We start from the raw sequence: 15,149 nt of genomic DNA on the forward strand, positions 1-15,149 counted from the left end.
CGATGTGGAGAGAGGCGGGATCTAACTCACTTCGCCGCCGCGATGTCGGCGCGGCTCAAGTCCCACATCAGGCGATAGATGCCGGCCGAGATCTGCGTCGCCAGCGGACCGTCGATCGCCGCGAAGCGGGTGGTCATCAAGGTGGCGATGGCATGACTGTCGGTACCGTCGATGAGGATGAACCAGTCGGCATCGCGCGAGCTCGCAGGAACTCCGGCCGCGGGACCGGAGAGGTCGGCATCGCCTTCGAGCAGATGCATTGAGATGATGCCCCTCAGCTTGCTTGGGTCGAGCTCGACCTGCAGCGCGTCGCGCAACGCTTTGTCCTGCCCGGGTTTGGGCCGCAGGCGGATGATGCCCAGCACGGCGCCGCGACCGGCGCCGATCGAGATCGTGATGCGCGCGACGCTGCGGATCATGTTCTTGAACCGCGCCATCACCGCCTTCGACCATTCCGTCGGCGACTCCAGCCGGGCGCGGTAGGCCGCGCTGTCGAGCACGTCGATCGTTTCGGTCGAATACAGGCAGAGATATTTCGGGCTGCCCTGCTCGGCGACATAGCGTCGCGCCTCGATGAAGCCGGGGATGGCCACGCGCTCTTCGAGATGCTCGCTGTCATACCAATGGTTGAAATCGGCTTCATGCTCAGCATCGATGTTCATCGATGTCAAAAGCATGCCTTTCCCGGCGATGGGCATTGCAGATGTCCTTGTTCAGCGGCCAATTCCTCATGGTGAGGGCGTCACTTGGCGCGTCTCCCGGACAATGCTGCGCATTGCCTGGTGAACCATGAGGCGGGGGATGTCTGGGGCCTCATCCTTTGAGACGCCATGCTGCGCATGGCTCCTCAGGACGAGGAGAGATGACCATGTGTTTAAGGCGCAGTCGTGCGCGTCGCCATATCGCAGATGGCTTTCATGACCGCATCGCGGATGCCGGGATCATAAAGATTGTGACCTGCGGCTTCGACGACACGGATTTCGGCGTCGCGCCAGATTTCGGCCAGGCGCGCGGAGGTGGAGGGCGGACAGAGCAGGTCATAGCGGCCCTGCACGATGATTCCGGGAATCCCGCTGAGCCTGCTCGCATCACGCAGCAACTGGCCTTTCGCCATGAAGCTGTCCTGCGAGAAGTAATGCGCCTCCATGAACGGCGTCGCCGGCAAGGCGGTGCCGGAGCGGATGGCGAGCCGATCCAGATGGGCGCGGGCCGGTTTGATCTCGGACAGCGCCCGCTCGGTGTCGTGCCAGGCGCGCGCAGCCGGGCCATGAATCGCCGGATCGGGATCGAGGATGCGGCGGAAATAGGCGTCGCACGGGTTGGCGCGTTCGTTCTCCGGCAGCATCTCCAGGAAGTCGCGGTGCAGGGCAGGGTGAAAGCGCGCCAGCGTCTCGCCGAAGGCCGTCTCCACTTCCGCACGGGTGCCGAGGAACGTTGCCCGCAGCACCAGCCCCGTGACGCGCGTCGGGTGCGCCTGCGTATAGGCCAGCGCCAAGGTGGCGCCCCAGGAGCCGCCGGCGACGATCCAGCGGTCGAAACCGAACTTTTCGCGGATCGCCTCCATGTCGGCGATCAGGTCGGGCAGGGTGTTGTTGTCGCGGCTGCGCGCAGGACGCGAGCGGCCGGCGCCGCGCTGGTCGAACAGCACGGCATGGAAGCGCTCGGGATCGAACAGGCGGCGGTGATCCGGCTGGCATCCGGAGCCCGGCCCGCCATGCAGATAGACCGCGGGAATGCCGCCAGCGCAGCCGCTGCTCTCGACATAGATCTGGTGACCGCCGGAGACATCCAGCCATTCCGACGTCAGCGGCGCGAACGGATCGCTGCGGCGCGCGGAGGCGCGGCCGGCTTCGGCGTCAGGCATCATTGCTCTCGGGCGTGCCGCCGGCGAAGTTGCGATAGAGGAAGCGGTCCTTGCCCGAGGCCGCGTCACGCTCGGCCTGCTTGAAGATGCTCTCGTGCAGCGGCGACAGCGTGCAGGCCGGATCGGTATTCCCCGCATCGCCGGTCAGCGCGAACGCCTGGCAGCGGCAGCCGCCGAAATCGATCTCGCGGAACTCGCAGGATTTGCACGGCTCCTTCATCCAGCCGGTGCCACGGTAGCGGTTGAAGGCCTCGGAGTTCTGCCAGATCCAGGCGATCGAATGGTTCGACCGCACGGACATGAAGTCGAGCCCGGTGATGCTCTCGGCAGCGTGGCAGGGCAGGATCTTGCCCGAGGGAGAGATGTTGAAGAACTGCCGGCCCCAGCCGCCCATGCACTTCTTCGGCCGCAGCGCGTAGTAGTCCGGCACGACGTAGTCGATCGTCAGCGTGCCCTTCAGCCGCTCGCGCGCCTCCTCGACCATGCGGTCGGTCTCTTCGAGCTGGGCGTAGGTCGGCATCAGGCTGGCGCGATTCTTCAGCGCCCAGCCGTAATATTGCACGTTGGCGACCTCGAGCCGGTCGGCATCGAGATCGATCGCCATCTGGATGATGTCGGGCAGCTGATGCAGGTTCTGCCGGTGCATCACGGCGTTGACCGTCAGCGGCAGGTCGAGCTCGCGGGTCCAGCGCGCGACCTCGAGCTTCTTGACGTGGCCGCCCTTGTAGCCGCCGACGCGGTCGGCGATGCCGGCCTCGCTGCCCTGGAAGCTGATCTGGACATGGGACAGCCCGGCATCGGCCAGCTCCTTCAGCCGCTCCCGCGTCAGCAGCACGGCCGAGGTGATCAGGTTGGTGTAGAGGCCGACGTCGTTGGCATGCTGCACCAGCTCGACCAGATCCTTGCGCGCGGTCGGCTCGCCGCCGGAGAAGTGGATCTGCAGCACGCCGATCTCGGCGAGCTCGGACAGCACCTTCTTCCATTCCGTGGTGGTCAGCTCCTGTCCGGCGCGATCGAGTTCCAGCGGGTTGGAGCAATAGGGGCATTGCAGCGGACAGCGATGCGTGAGTTCGAGCAGCACGGCGAGCGGAATGCCGTAGGTTTCGGCCACGGAACCGCGCCGCTCCAGCACGGCGAGACCGTCATTGCTGTCGATGGGCGGTGAGGTGTCGGTCAGCTCGGTCATGATGTCGTCTCCCGAACCTCGGTCAGGAATCCCTTGTCGGCGAGATCCTGCAGCATGGCAACCACATCGGTCGCGATGACGTCGCGAGGCGCGGCATATTTCGCCGCGAGCTCGTCGATGATATCAGCGACGCTGCGCGCGCCATCGCACAGCTTGAGCACCTCGACTGAGATCTCGTCCGGCGCCAGCACGCGCTCCGGCGCCAGGATCACCCAGACCTGCCGGGTCTCGTCGAACTTCAGCTTGGCATGCCGCGGCAGCACCACGCGGCTGGTCTCGGCAACTTGGATGTGACGCGGGGCCATGGCGGGTCTCTAGCCGATGATTGTTGCGTTCTGTCCGATGCCGCGGCATCGGCGGTGCCCACCCTCCCCTGGAGGGGGAGGGTCGTTGCGCATCGCCCGCGATGCGCAACGGGGTGGGGCGATCTCTCCATGCGCACCGCGGCAGGTGGCTTCACCCCACCCCGCCTCGCGCTTCGCGCGAGCCGACCCTCCCCCTCCAGGGGAGGGTGGCACCGGTACCCTTGAGAGAGCCGCGAAGACCACGCTCAGCCCTCCTTCGGCACGAAGGCGCCGGGCGGGATGTGGCCCTCGACATAGGCATGATACAGCGCGTCGAGCTGCACCCACAGCACGTTGGTCTTGAAGATCAGCGCGTTGCACACGGCGGCGCGCTGCTCCGGCGTGGTGGCGTGCTCCTTGACGTAATGCAGCGCGAAGTTCGCGTCGCGCGGCGCCTGGGTGAGACGGCGCTTGAAGTAGCTCATGGTGTCGTTGTTGACGAAATCGTAGTGCTCGAGCATGCCCGAGATGCGCTCTTCATGGATGCTCGGCGCGAACAGCTCGGTCAACGACGAGGCGATCGCCTCCAGCGGCGAGCGGTCGCGGCAGAAATGCACATAGGCTTCGACCGCGAAGCGGGTGGCCGGCAGGATGCCTTCGGTCGATTCGACGTAGGCCGTGTCGAGGCCGAGACCTTCGGTCAGTTTGATCCAGCGCTCGATGCCGCCCTCGCTGCCGACATCGCCATCATGATCCTCGATGCGGTGCCGCCATTCCAGCCGCGTGGCGCGGTCGCGGAAGCGCGTCATCACCATCGCGTCCTTCAGCGGGATCGTCGACTGGTAGTAGTAGCGGTTGAGCGCCCAGGCCTGCACCTGGCCCTTGTTGAGCTTGCCGCCGTGCAGCAGCTTATGAAACGGGTGGTGGTTGTGATAGCGCGTCGCGCCGATATGGCGAAGTGCTGCTTCCAATTCGCTTGCACTGTTCAGCGTCACGCCGCGTCCGATCGACAGCGCCGTCATTCCGCTCAGATTGACCTCACTCACAGTACGATCTCCATCCCTTCAGCGGGGATTTCCCATCCCTCGCGTTCCAACGTTTGCCGCTCGGGTGAGGCGTGCAGCCACGCCGGATTGGAGTTGTTGATGTGCAGGAAGACCTTCCTGCCGATCGCGAGGTCCGCCAGCTGCTTGATCGCGCCGCTTTCTCCGGACATCGCGATATGTCCCATGCTCTGCCCGGTCTTGTTGCCGAGTCCGGCCTGGATCATCTCGTCGTCGCGCCACACCGTGCCGTCGAACAGCACCAAGGGCGCGCCCCTCAATCTCGTTCTCAGATCATCGTCCACGCCGGCACAGGCGGCGATGACGTAGCAATATTGCCCGCCTTCGAGATCGGCGATCTTCAGGCCCAGCGTGTCGCCGGTCGAGGAGCTGCCGCCGGGATGCTGCTTGTCGCGCAGATACCACGCGCTCGTTCCCGAGACGGCGAAGGCCGTGATCTCCAGGCCCGAGGGCCGGCCGTCCTGCAGCAGCGGCCGGAACGGTACGTCGATCACGATCGGCACGCGCTTGACGGTCTCGTCCTTCAGCACATCGAAGATGTTGTTCGATCTGAGGATCGCAAGCACCTTGGGGTGCGCATGGATCGAGAAAGGTGAACTCTCGCGCATCGACAGCAGCCCCGTGACCGCGTCGATCTCGCCATTGGTCAGGATCACGCCGGCGATCGGACTGTGGCGCAGGGCGCCGGGCTTCGGATGCAGTTGCGGCGTGCGGGTAACCTGCTGGCGCAGATCGGGCGAGGCGTTGATCAGGAACCAGTTGGCGCCATCAGCGCTGACCGCGACCGAGGCCTGGCTGTTGCTGATCTCGGGATGATCGGTGCGCGCGGCACGGCACACGGCGCAGCCGCAATTCCACTGTGGCACTCCACCGCCCGCGGCGGCGCCCAGGACGACGAGGCGAAGCATGAGCCGTCTCCTGGAATTCAGCTGTGGTGGCGCACGCGATTACCAGCGGCAGGATCTCCGACAGGCAGGCTGACCAACGGTCAGGACCGCCCGCAGGGAAGGTGACGAGGGTGGGACATCCGACCAGCGTACGGGCTGGCACATACGCGGTCGCTGATCCCCACCCTCAAGCGTCGACGTCCTGATCGCCGAGACCTGGACGTCACACCCGCGAATTATTTGCGGGCCGCGCAGGCGTACATGTTGATTTCCATGCCGACCGGCACTTCAACGATCTTCGGTGCTTTCCAGGCCATTGTCCTCTCCTTCAAGTCGGGACGGTTATCGTCCTCAGCAATAAACTACCGTGCTACGAAAAGTTCGCCAGTGGAATCTTTTTGTTTGAGCCTCTCAGGCCTGTTTATTGCAGTGCGAAGTTGCAGATGCGAGTTGCTGCCGTTTTCGTCGGAACGAGCCGTGAAAACAACGAATTCGTGATCGATGGCTTCGCAACACCGTTCAATTCGGTCCCTAGCTTGGGGGGCTGAGCTGGCCGGATAAAGCAGTCGTGAGATGTTCGAGACTTCAAAACCCCAGCGCGCGACCCCATTGGAAGCTGATGATGCCTAGATATTTCTTCAACACACGGATCGGCGAGGAACTGGTCTCCGACACCGACGGCGAGGTGCTGCGCAGTCCCGACCGCGCCTGGGAAGTCGCGCGCGACATGATCAAGGAACTGCTGCGGACCGAAGGCGGCAACGCGGCGCTGATGACGGCCGTCATCGAGGTGACCGACGAGGACGGTGAGATCGTGCTGGAGTTCCCGTTCTCCGAAGCGATCTTCAACATGCCGGCGCAATCGATGACGCGCCATTGAGCGCAGAACGGCCGCATGGCCGTTTCCCGAACGCCCGCGTGCTTGCGGCCGAGATCAGACCGAATGGCGCGGGCGCGCGATGTCGCCGCGCGTGCTGGCGATGCCCATCTCGAAACTGTCGGCGATGCGGCGGGCGCGGACGATGAAGAGCTCCGCGAGCTCCGGCGCGAACAGGTCCTTCGCCGTCGCCTCGAACAGTTGCAGCCAGCGGTCGAAATGCGGCCCCTGCAACGATAGCAACAGATGCGGCCGCATCGGCGCGCCGCTGTAGCGGCCGGTCTTCAGGAACATCGACGACCAGAAATCGCTGATCCTGCCGATATGGTCGTCCCAATCCTCCACGGTACGGTTGAAGATCGGGCCGATCAGCTCGTCCTCCCTTGCGCGCCCGTAGAAGGTCTCGACCAGCAGGCGGATCGAGGCGTCGTCGAGTTCCGGATGTTGAACTGCGAGGGGATGGCGGTCAGGCTGGGCGGCAGGCATCGTCATGGCGTTGTATATAGGCACTCGCAGCGCCGATGGAAACGCCGGGCCGCCACGTCCGATCTTGTGGCGGCCCTGTCGTTCGCTCACGGCAGGCTGACGAACTCCACCCAGTTCGGCTTCTTGCCCACGGCGTAGGATTTCAGGCTCGTGAGCGCGCCGCTGGCCGGGTCGATCCGATACACCGTCATCCCGTTCGACACTTCGCCGACGGCGGCGAGATAGCGCCCGGTGGGATCGATGGCGAAGCCGCGTGGCTGGGTCTCGGTCGGCACGCTGCCGATCAGGCTCACGCGCCCGCTGGCCGCATCGACCTTGAAGCCGGCAATCGTGTTCGAGCCGCGCTCCGAGGCGTAGAGGAACTTGCCATCCGGCGTCACGTGCAGATCGGCCGCCCAGGGCTTGCCGGTGAAGCCTGAGGGCAGGGCGGTGGTGCGCTGCTGCTCGCTCCAGGTGCCGTTCTCCGCGTCATAGGCATAGACCGCGAGATCCGCGTTGAGCTCGTGCAGAAGGTAGATGAACTTGCCGTTCGGGTGGAAGATGAAGTGGCGCGGCCCTGACTTCTCCGGCGTCTTCACCGTCAGCGCCTCCTTGGCCGTCAGCGTGCCCGTCGCGGCGTCGAAGGCGAAGCCGAGCACCTGGTCGGAGCCGAGATTGGTCGCGAACACGAAGCGGTTGTCGGGCGAGGGCAGGAAGGCGTGGGCGTTCAGGCCGGTCGGGATCACCTGGCTCGGCGCCGCGACGACGCCATTGGCCTGGATCGGATTCACCGCCACCTTGTTGCCGCCATAGGAGGCGCTGAACAGCACCTTGCCGGTGCGGTCGAAGGCGATGTTGGCCATGCTGTCGGCGAGCGGGCCGTTGCCGATGTGGCTGAGCTGACCGGTCTTGGCATTGATCGCAAAGCTCTCGGCCTGGAACGGCTGCGAGCGGATTCCGGCGATCAGCACCGTCTTGTCCGGGCTGACCGCGAGCGGGGTCGACGAGCCCGGCTTGTCGACGCCGACGAAGGAAGCCGTCTGCGCCGGGGTCATCTCGCCGGTGGAAGCATCGAACTTGAAGACGCTGATGTCGTTGCTGTCGGCGTTGCCGACATAGGCATAGGTCTCGGCGTGGCCCGCGCGCGGCGCCAGCGTTGCTGCAGCGGCGAGAACGAATGTTGCGGCCATGATGGTGCCCGGTCTGATCATATGGTTTCCCCCTTTTGTGATGTGCTTGCTTCAGCTCTTAAAGTCGAACGTGAAGCTTGACCAAGCCTGATTCCGGATCGATCGATGCAGGATGGGTATTGATCGCGACCGCACTTCGCACCCCTAACACGCGGCCAGTTTGGCTCTCCGTCATGCCCGGGCTTGTCCCGGGCATCCACGTCGGTCCACGCGCGCTGCACGACGTGGATGCCGGGACAAGCCCGGCCATGACGAGGAGGAGAGGGCGAGTGCAACAAGACCCATGCGGTTTGCTGCCGAAGCTATGCTGGAGTGCCGCGCCGCGACGGCTTTCTCCCGACAAGTGCTCGCGCTAGAACAAGCCCCGACACCACGGAGCTCCCCATGACCGATCTCTGGCGCCTGCCGGCTGCCGACCTCGCCGCCCTCATCAAGTCGAAGCAGGTCTCCGCCCGCGATGCCGCGACCGCGGCGCTGGCGCGGCTCGATGCGGTGAACCCCGCGATCAACGCCGTGGTCGACCATCGCCCCGAGGACGTGCTGCAACAGGCCGACGCCATCGACTCCCGGCTGGCGCGCGGCGAGGATCCGGGGCCGCTCGCCGGCGTGCCGGTGACGATCAAGGTCAATGTCGACCAGGCCGGCTTCGCCACCACCAACGGCCTCAATCTGCAGAAGGACGCGATCGCCTCGGCTCACAATCCGGTCGTCAACAACCTGGTCAAGGCCGGCGCCGTGCTGCTCGGCCGCACCAACACCCCGGCGGTGTCCTATCGCTGGTTCACCAGCAACCTCATCCACGGCCACACCAAGAATCCGCGCGACCCCGGCATCACGCCGGGCGGCTCCTCGGGCGGCGCAGGATCGGCCACCGCGGCGGGCATCGGCCATATCGGCCACGGCACCGACATCGCCGGCTCCGTCCGCTATCCCGCCTATGCCTGCGGCATCCACGGCCTGCGCCCCACGGTCGGGCGCATCCCCGCCTTCAATACACAGTTCCCCGAGCGCCCGATCGGCCCGCAGATCAGCGCCGTCTCCGGCCCGCTCGCCCGCACGGTCAACGACGTCAGGATCGCGCTGGCCGCGATGTCGGCGCGCGACGTCCGCGATGTCTGGTGGATGCCGGTGCCGCTCGAGGGCCCGCCGCTGCCGAAGCGCGTCACGCTGTGCGTCAACCCGGACGGGCTGAACCCTGTGCCGGAGGTCGTGGCCGCCTTGCGCGATGCCGCCGGGCGGCTGGAAGCCGCCGGCTGGACCGTCGAGGAGATCGCGGACACGCCGCCGATGCAGGAGGCCGCGCTGCTGCAGACCCGTCTCTGGCTCGGCGACGGCTACGAGGCGCAGCTCGCGGCGGCCGAGAAGGAGGGCGACCCGGGCGCGCTGGCCTGCCTGCGCGGCGTCAGTGACAAGGTTCACCCATTCGACCTGTCGCAGACGCTCGCGCGCCGCGCCGCGCTGACCCGGCAATGGCTCCTGTTCATGGAGCAGCATCCGCTGCTGCTGATGCCGGTGTCGGGCATGCTGCCGTTCGCCGATCAGCTCGACCGCAAGGGCGAGGAGTCGTTCCAGCAGGTCTGGCACGCGCAGCTCACGCAGATCGCGATTCCGTTCTTCGGCCTGCCGGGCCTGACGGTCTCGACCGGCATGGTCGGCCGCGTCCCGGTCGGCGTCCAGCTGGTCGGCCAGCGCTTTCGCGAGGACGCGTGCCTTCTCGCTGGCGAAGCGATCGAGGCTGGCGGTACCCCGCCGTCGCCGATCGATCCGGTGCTGGGCTGATGGCCAGCATCTATGATTTCACCGCGACCTCGCTGAAGGGCGAGGAGGTGCCGCTGAAGCGCTTCGCAGGCCAGGTGCTGCTGATCGTCAACACCGCCAGCGCCTGCGGCTTCACGCCGCAATATCGCGGCCTCGAGGCGCTGCACCGCGCCTATGCGGACAGGGGCTTTGCCGTGCTCGGATTTCCCTGTAACCAGTTCGGCGCCCAGGAGCCCGGCACGGCCGAGGAGATCGGCGCGTTCTGCGCCGGCAAGTACGACGTCACCTTCCCGCTGTTTGCGAAGATCGACGTCAACGGTACCGATGCACATCCGCTCTACAAGTTCCTGAAGGGCGAGAAGACCGGCCTCTTGGGCTCGGCGATCAAATGGAATTTCACCAAATTCCTGGTCGATCGCCATGGGAATGTGGTGTCGCGCCATGCGCCGACCACCACGCCCGAGGCGTTGAAGAAAGAGATCGAGGCACTGCTGTGAGCGACAACGAGACGACTGCGACCCCATTTCCTGACCGGCTGTCGGTCGATCCGAAGAGCCCCTATTACAATGCGGAGATCCTGTCGCGCGACGTCGGCATCCGCTTCAAGGGCGCCGAGAAGACCAATGTCGAGGAATACTGCATCAGCGAAGGCTGGATCCGCGTCGCCGCGGGGAATGCCAAGGACCGCCACGGCAACCCGCTGACCATCAAGGTCCACGGCCCGGTCGAGCCGTATTTCAAGGATTGAGGCGACTGCGCCGCGGGCCTGTGGTGGTCGTATCCGCCAACCTCTGCCCTCAGCGATGAGGCAAACCGCCAACCCAGGACTCGTCATGCCCGGGCCTGTCCCGGGCATCCCCGTCGTCATTCCAGGTGCACGACATGGATGGCCGGGACAAGCCCGGCCATGACGGTGTGGAGAAGGGCGGGGTCGAAGCAGCTTTAGCCCCCGCGTCGCGATGGGTATTTTAGAACGTTGGTCGTAGATATTTGAGCGTCGTTCAAAATTATATTGAACGTCGCTCACAATCCGCTACACTCACCCATATCCGCCCCGTCGGCACCGGTCCCGAGGCGCGAAGTCCCCAGGCGTTTGCGCGATCGGACCCCTGCGTGCCGTCTCCCGGCGGGGTCACAGAGGGTGATGACGATGGCCTATTCGGAACAAGATCTGCGCGCCGCCGCCGGGGCAGGCGCGATCGGGCCCGACGAGTTGCAGCGGTTGCTGACCTACCTCGAGCAACAGGCGAAGGCGGGTCCGGCGGCGCACGCCAAATTCGATGCCGCGCATCTGCTCTGGTACGCCGGCGCGCTGATCGTGATCGGCGCCATGGGCCTGTTCTCGACGGTGGCCTTCTCGCAGATGGGGGGCCGCGCCCTGACGGCCTGCGCGCTCGCCTATGCCGCCGCGTTCGGCTTCGCCGGCGACCACCTCTGGCGCCGGAGCTTGCGCGTCCCCGGCGGCCTGCTGATCGCCATCGCCGTGTCGATGGCACCGCTCGCCGTCTACGGCGTCCAGGCCGAATTCGGCTGGTGGGGCAAGTTCGGCAAGCCCGGCACGGTTCATGACTTCTACGTCTGGATCAAGGGCAGTTGGCTGTTCATGGAGATCGCCACCATCGCGGCGGGCGCGATCGCGCTGCGCTTCTATCGCGTACCCTTCATCGTCGCGATCATGTCGGTCGCGCTGTGGTTCATGTCGATGGACCTCACGCCCTGGATCTTCAACGTCAGCCATTTCGACTGGGAGATGCGCCGCGTCGTGTCGATCTGGTTCGGCCTCGGCATTCTCGCGGTGGCGTGGATCGTCGACTACACCAGCCACAGCCGCGACTTCGGCTTTTGGCTGCACTTGTTCGGCCTGATGGCCTTCTGGGGCGGCGTCAGCGCCACGGAAGGCGCGACCGAGCTGGGCAAGGCGATCTACTGCCTGCTGAACGTCGGCCTGCTCGCGATCGCCGTCATCATCGTCCGCCGCGCCTACGCCGTGTTCGGCGCCATCGGCATCACGATGTATCTCGGCCACCTCGCCGACGTCGTCTTCAAGGACTCGCTGCTGTTCCCGTTCGCACTGTCCCTGATCGGCATCGCGGTGGTCGCGGCCGGGCTGGCGTATCACCGAAAGCAGAAGGTGATTGCGGAATGGCTGGCAGCGAACCTCCCGCCGGCGATACTGCGGCTGAGGCCGCAGGGGGCGGTCGGGTGAGGCGCGGCGACAGCATACACCCTCATGGTGAGGAGTGCCGCGCGCGGCGCGTTCAGGCGGTGCTCTCGCATCGCCTTGAGAACAATGAGGCCCGAATGCTCAAGTGAGCAAGCGGGGCCGGAGAGCACGACTATGAGTGCTTGTGATCAAGTTGTGCGCCTCTTCCGGATCAACTCACCTTCAGATCGCTCGCGCGAGAGGGCTCAGCGCCGCGTCGTCTGATCCGCCAGCAGGGTGTCGAGCATGAAACGACACGCTTCATCCTCGCTGGCAAACTGCCGAACTCCCGCCTGCTCGCCGCGCTCATAGTAGTAGAATTTCCAGAGGGGGCCGTCCCGGTCCAGTCTGTACTGCTCTTCGCAGGCCCCAACCCCGTCGATGCTGAAAGCCTGTCTTGAGATTCCGTGACCAGCCAGCAGTCGTATCAGCTCTGAAGTCCTCACGTCATGCATCCTCAGGCGAAGCCTATGTCACTATGCCCCACATGGCGAGACCGTGTCACGAATTTTGCGTGAGACAGCGCATCACGTGTGTCCGTGAAATCTTAACGACAGTGCATGAATCGTTGCGCAGAGAGCAATGATGAATCGCCAGTGTGCCGCGGGAGCTTCGGACGCAGTGCTATGCTGGACAGGAGGCGAGGGCCGGTGGATGCTAGCGTTCGACTGACAGCAACGACATGAGCCCGCCATGAATCTTGATCACGAGAACGGCCACACGTTGGACGAGGTCATCCAGCATCTGGCCGAGACCATCGCCTGGTGCGCCTCGCGTCCGCGCCCGTGGTGGCCCTCGACGACATTCCGGAGCGCCGACATCGCGCCCGAATTCGGCAGCCGAACGCGGAAGGCCTGGGTTCAGTCGGTCGCCCAGCAGCGCCGTTGCCGCCTGGGTGGCGGCAACATCACCCCCCCCCAAACATCTGCAGCTTTCAAGGCCGGTTGCTTGCGTTTTTTCCTGACGATAGTCTCGATTGTGGCGTGGCCCACGACGAGACCGAAGGCTTTTTCACCGAAGGCAACGTGCCGCCCTGGGATACGTGGGTGGCCTACCTGCAGGAGGGGCCCACTACCAGCCATATCCTTGCGTGGGCTCCGGGCCCGCTGGCGCGGATGGTCAATGACGGCATTCGTGTCATTCCCGAACAGTGCGTCGAATGGATCGACGAGCGCCGGCCGCATCTGATCGAGGCGCTGGCGGCGCGAGGACTTCATATCGACAAGCCGAGGATGTGATCAGCGATGTCGCACGGCAAGCCGTCTGATCTGTCGACGGCGCCCATGCAATCAACGCTCCGGCGCGGTCGCAAGGCTATCGCATACGGACATGCGGAGCTGTCGCGACGAATAACGTTTGACGTTAGTGACGCCGTCATGCTCGGGCTTGTCCCGCCTGCGCGGCCGAAGCCGCTTCGGTGCGGCGAAGGCCCGGGCATCCACGTGGTTCTCAGCGCGCAGGACAACGTGGACGGCCGGGACAAGCCCGGCCTTGACGACGTAGAGATGGACGAGCGCACCACTCCGAGCGCCAAATGCGGTCGCACGAGCCCGGGTCGGGAACGCCGCACGCGGCTGTCGACACGTCTGCAGGTCATGCTGGCGTGTCTGCTGCTGTGCGGCTGCGTCGTTGCTGGCTGGACCGCGGAGTCGCGCGCCGACGATCTTCAGGCCCGCCTGTTGGCGCAGACCGACAGCTACCAAGCCTATACCAACCAGATCATCGCTGTCGAAAAGGATTTCAGCGGGGTGTTCTCTCCGACTGTAGGCCTCCTTCTGAGCGGGCCGTCGAAACCCTGGCTTGATATAGCGAGTTTCAAGAGGCTGCAGCAGCTGTCAGTCCAGCATCCAGATTTCGCTATCCGCTTCATCGCCGAACCCGATCAGCAAACCGTCCGCCGCGCGATCGCCGTCTGGCCGAAACTCGAACTCAGCACCGAGGACTATGTTAGCTTCCTTCGAGAGATGGTCGATTTGCGTGACCGGGACCTGATCTCTTCGGATGATCTTGCTTGGGCCTTTCGGCCATTTCCTCCGGTCGCGATCATTTGCGACTACGCGTCGCCTCAGTTGCAATCTGTGCTCCAGCGTGTCCTCGCGCTCGGCGATCTTACGCCCGAATTCAGATCAAATCTCGAAGACGGTCTTTCCGGAAAGTCGTCCAGGATCTGGAGGCGAGATGACGGCGGCAAATGTTCGGTCCGCCGATAAAAGCACCGTCAGGTGTCGTTCAGGCGTTGGGGCTCCTGCTTAGTCCGGAGCAGGACCTTGGCGAGTTGGACGCCCGCCCAAATTCCAAGGAGGCCGCCGAGACCGACACCAACCACGACACCCAACAGCGCGAGCATGCTCCAGTCGCTGTGAATGCCCCCAGGCGCGAAACTGAGAGCAAAGAAGCCGACTGCCAAGGCCGCGTAGCCGAGACCGACCGCTCCAAAAGCGCCGCCTGTCAGCGCTGCGGCGGCAACGAATGACACTCGTATCGCTTTTCCCATCGAAAATCCTGCGGTATCCCAAGAGGCAAGATTTGTCCTACCGTCTGTCGGGACCGGCCGGTCCCCATCGTCCTTCGAGCATCACTCCTGCACAAGTGCAGTGATCGTTCAACACGAACTAGGAGCAATGTTCATGAGGATCACCGTCGAAACCAACGTCGCAGCCCCGATCGATCAGGTCTGGCGTGCCTATACGACGCCGGCCGACATCGTGAGATGGAACGCGGCCTCCGACGATTGGCATACGACCAAGGCCACGGTCGACCTGAGAGAGGGCGGCGCGTTCTCGTCGCGGATGGAGGCCAAGGACGGCAGCATGGGCTTCGACTTCGCCGGCACCTACACGAAGATCGTCGAGCACAAGCTGATCGAATATGCCTTCGGCGACCGGAAGGCCGAGGTCCACTTCGAGCCCGGCCCGAATGGCGTTGTCGTTCGTGTCGCCTTCGATGCCGAAACGACCCATTCCGTCGAGCTGCAGCAGGGCGGCTGGCAGGCCATTCTCGACAGCTTCGCGCGCCATGTGGAAGCGAAACGCAAGGCGTCGTGAGGGCGAGGGGGCCGAGGTCCCGGCGGGCACCGCGAGCGGTGCCCGAATCTTTCACCTTGACAAATTCCGAAAATCAGCAATGATGCGCATGTCCTGTCCTTTTCGCAGAGGGGCGTACGCGTCGTCACGAACGTCGGGATAGGGATGCGGTGGCCGCAGCGGCGACGGTGGACGACCGGCGTCGCTACGGACGGAGAAGTCGTGTGGTCCTGGCCTCTCGACGCTGAGGTCTGCGCAACGCGCCAAAGGCGCGTTGTCGCAAAATGGGGGCAAGAACGCCGATCCCCAGGGAGAGCACGAAGGACACCGTTCAAACCATCGCGCAGG

General features: G+C 64.8%; 19 protein-coding genes. 8 read left to right on the forward strand and 11 right to left on the reverse strand.

What is annotated here, in order from left to right; genetic code table 11:
* Positions 1–26: 26 nt before the first annotated feature.
* The 7 genes from ACQR1E_RS13715 to pqqA form a co-directional block, all read right to left on the reverse strand.
* On the reverse strand, positions 27–698 hold the full coding sequence (locus ACQR1E_RS13715) for a DUF4286 family protein (RefSeq protein WP_315750210.1): 672 nt from the start codon (positions 696–698) through the stop codon (positions 27–29).
* A gap of 176 nt (positions 699–874) precedes the next feature.
* On the reverse strand, positions 875–1,864 hold the full coding sequence (pip, locus tag ACQR1E_RS13720; RefSeq protein ID WP_316172470.1) for a prolyl aminopeptidase: 990 nt from the start codon (positions 1,862–1,864) through the stop codon (positions 875–877).
* On the reverse strand, positions 1,857–3,050 hold the full coding sequence (pqqE, locus tag ACQR1E_RS13725) for a pyrroloquinoline quinone biosynthesis protein PqqE (RefSeq protein ID WP_315750211.1): 1,194 nt from the start codon (positions 3,048–3,050) through the stop codon (positions 1,857–1,859). The genes pip and pqqE overlap by 8 nt, the downstream gene beginning before the upstream one ends.
* Positions 3,047–3,355, reverse strand: coding sequence for a pyrroloquinoline quinone biosynthesis peptide chaperone PqqD (pqqD, locus tag ACQR1E_RS13730; RefSeq protein ID WP_315718023.1), 309 nt, complete (start codon positions 3,353–3,355; stop codon positions 3,047–3,049). The genes pqqE and pqqD overlap by 4 nt, the downstream gene beginning before the upstream one ends.
* A gap of 245 nt (positions 3,356–3,600) precedes the next feature.
* Positions 3,601–4,356 carry a pyrroloquinoline-quinone synthase PqqC gene (gene pqqC, locus ACQR1E_RS13735; protein WP_409977980.1) on the reverse strand — a complete coding sequence of 252 codons (756 nt, stop codon included), beginning with the start codon at positions 4,354–4,356 and terminating at the stop codon, positions 3,601–3,603.
* Positions 4,357–4,376: 20 nt separating this feature from the next.
* Complete coding sequence (pqqB, locus tag ACQR1E_RS13740; RefSeq protein ID WP_315718025.1) at positions 4,377–5,306, reverse strand: pyrroloquinoline quinone biosynthesis protein PqqB; 930 nt, start codon at positions 5,304–5,306, stop codon at positions 4,377–4,379.
* Between the two features lie 215 nt (positions 5,307–5,521).
* Complete coding sequence (gene pqqA / locus ACQR1E_RS13745) at positions 5,522–5,602, reverse strand: pyrroloquinoline quinone precursor peptide PqqA (protein ID WP_012029362.1); 81 nt, start codon at positions 5,600–5,602, stop codon at positions 5,522–5,524.
* A 305-nt stretch (positions 5,603–5,907) separates the two neighbouring features.
* On the opposite strand from pqqA, the gene ACQR1E_RS13750 reads away from it, so the two are divergent.
* Positions 5,908–6,165: a DUF6894 family protein gene (locus ACQR1E_RS13750; RefSeq protein ID WP_315718026.1), complete on the forward strand. Its 258-nt coding sequence runs from the start codon at positions 5,908–5,910 to the stop codon at positions 6,163–6,165.
* A gap of 54 nt (positions 6,166–6,219) precedes the next feature.
* Here ACQR1E_RS13750 and ACQR1E_RS13755 read toward each other — a convergent pair whose 3' ends face one another.
* Both ACQR1E_RS13755 and ACQR1E_RS13760 read right to left on the reverse strand, forming a co-directional pair.
* A complete protein-coding gene (locus tag ACQR1E_RS13755; RefSeq protein ID WP_315828337.1) occupies positions 6,220–6,654 on the reverse strand; it encodes a group III truncated hemoglobin in 435 nt (144 codons plus the stop codon).
* Between the two features lie 80 nt (positions 6,655–6,734).
* Positions 6,735–7,838, reverse strand: coding sequence for a lactonase family protein (locus ACQR1E_RS13760; protein WP_315828309.1), 1,104 nt, complete (start codon positions 7,836–7,838; stop codon positions 6,735–6,737).
* 363 nt (positions 7,839–8,201) lie between these two features.
* Here ACQR1E_RS13760 and ACQR1E_RS13765 point away from each other — a divergent pair, with 363 nt between their 5' ends.
* From ACQR1E_RS13765 to ACQR1E_RS13780, 4 genes are all read left to right on the forward strand, one after another.
* Positions 8,202–9,596, forward strand: a complete 1,395-nt coding sequence (locus ACQR1E_RS13765; protein WP_434897172.1) for an amidase family protein — start codon at positions 8,202–8,204, stop codon at positions 9,594–9,596.
* Entirely contained in the window at positions 9,596–10,072 is a 477-nt protein-coding gene (locus tag ACQR1E_RS13770; protein WP_316172464.1) for a glutathione peroxidase, read from the forward strand. The genes ACQR1E_RS13765 and ACQR1E_RS13770 overlap by 1 nt, the downstream gene beginning before the upstream one ends.
* Complete coding sequence (locus ACQR1E_RS13775; protein WP_315718031.1) at positions 10,069–10,323, forward strand: DUF3297 family protein; 255 nt, start codon at positions 10,069–10,071, stop codon at positions 10,321–10,323. The genes ACQR1E_RS13770 and ACQR1E_RS13775 overlap by 4 nt, the downstream gene beginning before the upstream one ends.
* Before the next feature lie 402 nt (positions 10,324–10,725).
* Positions 10,726–11,781, forward strand: coding sequence for a hypothetical protein (locus ACQR1E_RS13780; protein ID WP_434897173.1), 1,056 nt, complete (start codon positions 10,726–10,728; stop codon positions 11,779–11,781).
* Between the two features lie 203 nt (positions 11,782–11,984).
* Here ACQR1E_RS13780 and ACQR1E_RS13785 read toward each other — a convergent pair whose 3' ends face one another.
* Positions 11,985–12,224 carry a hypothetical protein gene (locus ACQR1E_RS13785; protein WP_315828305.1) on the reverse strand — a complete coding sequence of 80 codons (240 nt, stop codon included), beginning with the start codon at positions 12,222–12,224 and terminating at the stop codon, positions 11,985–11,987.
* A gap of 537 nt (positions 12,225–12,761) precedes the next feature.
* Here ACQR1E_RS13785 and ACQR1E_RS13790 point away from each other — a divergent pair.
* Both ACQR1E_RS13790 and ACQR1E_RS13795 read left to right on the forward strand, forming a co-directional pair.
* Positions 12,762–13,016 (forward strand): hypothetical protein, encoded by a 255-nt coding sequence (locus ACQR1E_RS13790; RefSeq protein WP_434862884.1) that lies wholly within the window; start codon positions 12,762–12,764, stop codon positions 13,014–13,016.
* A gap of 6 nt (positions 13,017–13,022) precedes the next feature.
* On the forward strand, positions 13,023–13,988 hold the full coding sequence (locus ACQR1E_RS13795) for a hypothetical protein (protein ID WP_434862885.1): 966 nt from the start codon (positions 13,023–13,025) through the stop codon (positions 13,986–13,988).
* A gap of 8 nt (positions 13,989–13,996) precedes the next feature.
* Here ACQR1E_RS13795 and ACQR1E_RS13800 read toward each other — a convergent pair whose 3' ends face one another.
* On the reverse strand, positions 13,997–14,272 hold the full coding sequence (locus ACQR1E_RS13800; RefSeq protein ID WP_434862886.1) for a hypothetical protein: 276 nt from the start codon (positions 14,270–14,272) through the stop codon (positions 13,997–13,999).
* Between the two features lie 133 nt (positions 14,273–14,405).
* Here ACQR1E_RS13800 and ACQR1E_RS13805 point away from each other — a divergent pair, with 133 nt between their 5' ends.
* Complete coding sequence (locus tag ACQR1E_RS13805) at positions 14,406–14,822, forward strand: SRPBCC family protein (protein WP_434862887.1); 417 nt, start codon at positions 14,406–14,408, stop codon at positions 14,820–14,822.
* Positions 14,823–15,149: the final 327 nt, after the last annotated feature.

The organism is Bradyrhizobium sp. HKCCYLRH1030, from assembly GCF_051168395.1.
GTDB lineage: Bacteria > Pseudomonadota > Alphaproteobacteria > Rhizobiales > Xanthobacteraceae > Bradyrhizobium.